The sequence below is a fragment of the Desulfoluna sp. genome, assembly GCF_030145185.1.
Classification (GTDB): domain Bacteria; phylum Desulfobacterota; class Desulfobacteria; order Desulfobacterales; family Desulfolunaceae; genus Desulfoluna.
In genome coordinates this window covers 1-3,337 of sequence record NZ_JAQYWB010000149.1, presented here as the reverse complement: position 1 = coordinate 3,337, position 3,337 = coordinate 1, and the positions used below count along the sequence as shown (strand labels likewise).

3 protein-coding genes are annotated in these 3,337 nt (G+C 46.0%); 1 reads left to right on the top strand and 2 read right to left on the bottom strand.

Annotated features, from left to right (window positions below; translation table 11 throughout):
• Nucleotides 1–229: hypothetical protein (locus Q1Q75_RS22500; protein ID WP_300675450.1), on the top strand; the 229-nt coding region annotated here is incomplete at its 5' end.
• A gap of 458 nt (nucleotides 230–687) precedes the next feature.
• Here the strand turns inward: Q1Q75_RS22500 and Q1Q75_RS22495 are convergent.
• Nucleotides 688–1,695, bottom strand: a complete 1,008-nt coding sequence (locus tag Q1Q75_RS22495) for a GTP-binding protein (protein ID WP_300675449.1) — start codon at nucleotides 1,693–1,695, stop codon at nucleotides 688–690.
• Between the two features lie 408 nt (nucleotides 1,696–2,103).
• On the bottom strand, nucleotides 2,104–2,454 hold the full coding sequence (locus Q1Q75_RS22490; RefSeq protein ID WP_300675448.1) for a zinc ribbon domain-containing protein YjdM: 351 nt from the start codon (nucleotides 2,452–2,454) through the stop codon (nucleotides 2,104–2,106).
• Nucleotides 2,455–3,337: the final 883 nt, after the last annotated feature.

Here is a 3,337-nt window from a genome sequence, read left to right as displayed (position 1 = left end):
GTTTTTTTACCTCTTCAATTTTTATGACCTTAATCCCCGTGAACACGTCAAAAAAAATCCTGAAACGTCCTGCTCTCAATCGGTAGGGGTATTTATGATTCACCAGGGTCTTAACATTCTGGCAATTGGGCCAATGGGCAAGGGCCTGGGCGTCCGTGAATATTTTTTGCTGGTCCGACTTTTGGAACTTACCGAGTTGCTTGACCGCCTTTTTTGTCCATTCAATTGAGTTCATGTTTTTATATAAGCTAATTATAAGTTTGCGTCAACAGTATAAGTTTGCGACCTATTTTGTTAAAGAATAGATGGGGACAGGAGAAGCATAGGTGGGGTCATTACGAAGGGCAGGCAGTTCATGAAAGGGGGCGCAGGAGCCATGGTTTGGTTTTTTTGTCAAATGTCACGCCCCCTCGTCCTTATTTTTTATCAAGGGATTAGCAGGGAAGGGCTTCGCCCCTTAAAAAAGAAAAAATTGGGCCACAGATGTCACAGATAGGCACAGATGGGGGAGGGGAAAAGTAAAAGCGGGGGCTCACGAAGGTCTTGAAGTTCATGAGGCGGAGAAAGCAGGGGGCATGGAGGTCAGAAGGTATCATTTTATGTTTTGTCCAAGGTCAAGACGCGACCCCTTTTCCACTAGTCACATATAGAGATCTGACACCTGCTGATCTTTGAAAGACACAACTTTTATGCCAGACAATTCATAAATCCTTTTTCCAGCATGGGCCTGTCCAGAAGTCGACCAATGATAAGAATTCGACTTTCCCTTGCTGCGTCACCCCATGGCATGGCATCGGTTCCTGTCAGTGTGGTATGAACGCCTTGGATCACGAACCGCTCTTCCTTTCCACAAATGCTCAAAACGCCTTTTATCCTCAGGATATCCTCACCTTGAAACATCGTAAGAAAGCTCAACCACATCTCCAACTTTTTGTCGTCCAAATCCCCAAGAATGACAATGCCCACAGACGAAATGTCGTCATGATATGACGGCACCCGGTCAAGCAGCCCCATAAAACCGTCTGAGGATTTTTCCTTCGTCTCAGACTTAAGGAAGTCCGGATCAAGCTCAAGAGCCCGATCCAAGGAAAATCCATCTGCAGAGAGCACGGCCTCGGTGTCGATTCGGGCGTGTTCCGAAAGAACTATTTTCGCCTGGGCGTTCATTTCAGTAAGCCTCGACTGGATCTCCTGACTCCTTTGCTCGTTAACACGGTCTAATTTGTTCAGTACGATGATATCGGCAAATCCAATCTGACTGCCTACAATCCCTTCCGTATCAATATGCGTCATGACATACTCGGCATCGACAAGTGTCACAACGGCGTTCAGCTTGAATTTTTCAGTCAGTTCCGGCTCTGCGATGAGTACCTGGGCCACGGGTCCCGGCTCAGCCAACCCCGTTGTTTCAATAATGAGGGACTCAAAATCATCCCTGCGCTCATACATTTCAGACAGCGCTTTGACCAGGTCGTTTCGAATCGTACAGCAGATACAACCATCAGATAATTCCACCACTGTCGGACCCTGTGTTTCATCAATGAGATCCTGATCAATACCGATTTCACCAAACTCGTTTTCTATGATGGCAAATCGTGTTTCGCTCTGGCTTGTAATGATGTGATTGAGCAGTGTCGTTTTACCGGCCCCAAGGCCTCCGGTTAATATCGTTACTGGAATTGGTTTTTTATTCATCGGATTGCTGCTTACCACGTTTCACCCTCTCTCTATCCCCCTGTGTCAGGATATTTCATATGAAAACACTCGACTCGTGAAATATCCAAATTAGTTCATATAATGAACGGCACTTTTCCCCCACAGGGTACCTATTTTTCAAATCTTGATAAATAGAAAACTGAAATTGATCGGCAATAAGCACACCCCTGAAATGATTCAGAGATAGGAACCTTGGAATGGAATGAGTGGAGAAACAGGGGATTTGCCAAATAGGTAGACGTGTAGACGCGACCCGATTCCGGATGGCTTTGAGGGGGGACATGACAGCCCCCTGATAAAACGAAGGGTACCCCTGACGTGATGCTGGGGTACCCTTGGTTGGCCTTTTGGAAATGTGTCTGGCGGAAATGGGTCTGGGAGTGCTCTTTACGCCTTTTTGACAACAGAACATTTAAGATACATGGCGCCGAAGCCTGTAACCTTGCAGGAGATATCGTGCCCATTTACAGGTTCATCAAGAAGCTTAATATTTTTGACCTTCGTACCACATTTCACTGTGTCTTTCCCGGCCTTAAGATCTTTGATGGTGGCGACTGTATCCCCATCCTTCAATGGAGCGCCATTGGCATCAAGAAACTGGGGCATATCTTCTGACGGTGTATCAGAAGCCTGATCAGCGGCCCACTCATGACCGCATTCAGGGCATACCCACAGGAGCCCATCGGGATATGCATAAGGTGAATTACATTTGGGACACATTTTCTCTTCAGCTGACATAGCAAAATTCCTGATTTTAGTTATATAAACTTGGTTTAAAATATTATTCTCATGCAACGAAACACTCAGCCCGGTTATTTCACGAGTTACCCAACCAACGCTCGGTTCTCAGCATGATGACGCTTGTAACATGTCAAACAGATCAAAGCCATAGCCCGGACATTTCACGAGTCGGGTGTGCTCATATGCAAGGCATTAGAGCTGAAGATGTAGTGGTTTACCTCAAAGCTCTGATAACGCGGCAGATGAGTGCACCCGGCTCGCCCGAAGGGTGAGAAAATCAGACAGAATACCGTGGATTACATTTTGCATTTTTAAAACGACTGAAAATATTACTGCAAAGAACTGTAATTACGAATTATTCCTTAGCCCTGATTGTTTTTTCATGAAATATCCGGGATAGAGGTTTTCGCAGCAAAAAGGCCAATCCAAATCGCATCCACTTGTGGGATTTTACCGCTTCTTTTAGTCCAACCGTTTCATGGAATACATCCCATCCAAACCAGACACCCGTTTGGGAGTTCGAGGCCTTTTCTATTCAAATCGCCCCCTAAACTCTAAACCGATAAAACATGCCTTCGATAAAAAAGAAAAAATTGGGCCACAGATGTCACAGATAGGCACAGATGGGGGAGGGGAAAAGCAAAAGCGGGGGCTTATGAAGGGCATGAAGTACATGAGGTGGGGAAAGCCGAGGGTATGGTTTATGTTTTGTCCAATGTCAAGACGCGACCCCTCGTCGCCTCCTCGTGTCGTACCCTTCATCCGCTTTCTTCCATCTGCATTTATCTACTTCACATATTCTCAATCTGTTCAAACCCAACCCCCAAGGCATCGGCAATCTTTTGGAGGGTCTCTTTCCGGAGATTTGCTTCCGGTTGTT

Coding starts and splice junctions, on each gene's coding strand:
- Q1Q75_RS22495 (WP_300675449.1), bottom strand. CDS start 1,695: ATGAATAAAAAACCAATTCCAGTAACGATATTAACCGGAGGCCTTGGG.
- Q1Q75_RS22490 (WP_300675448.1), bottom strand. CDS start 2,454: ATGTCAGCTGAAGAGAAAATGTGTCCCAAATGTAATTCACCTTATGCA.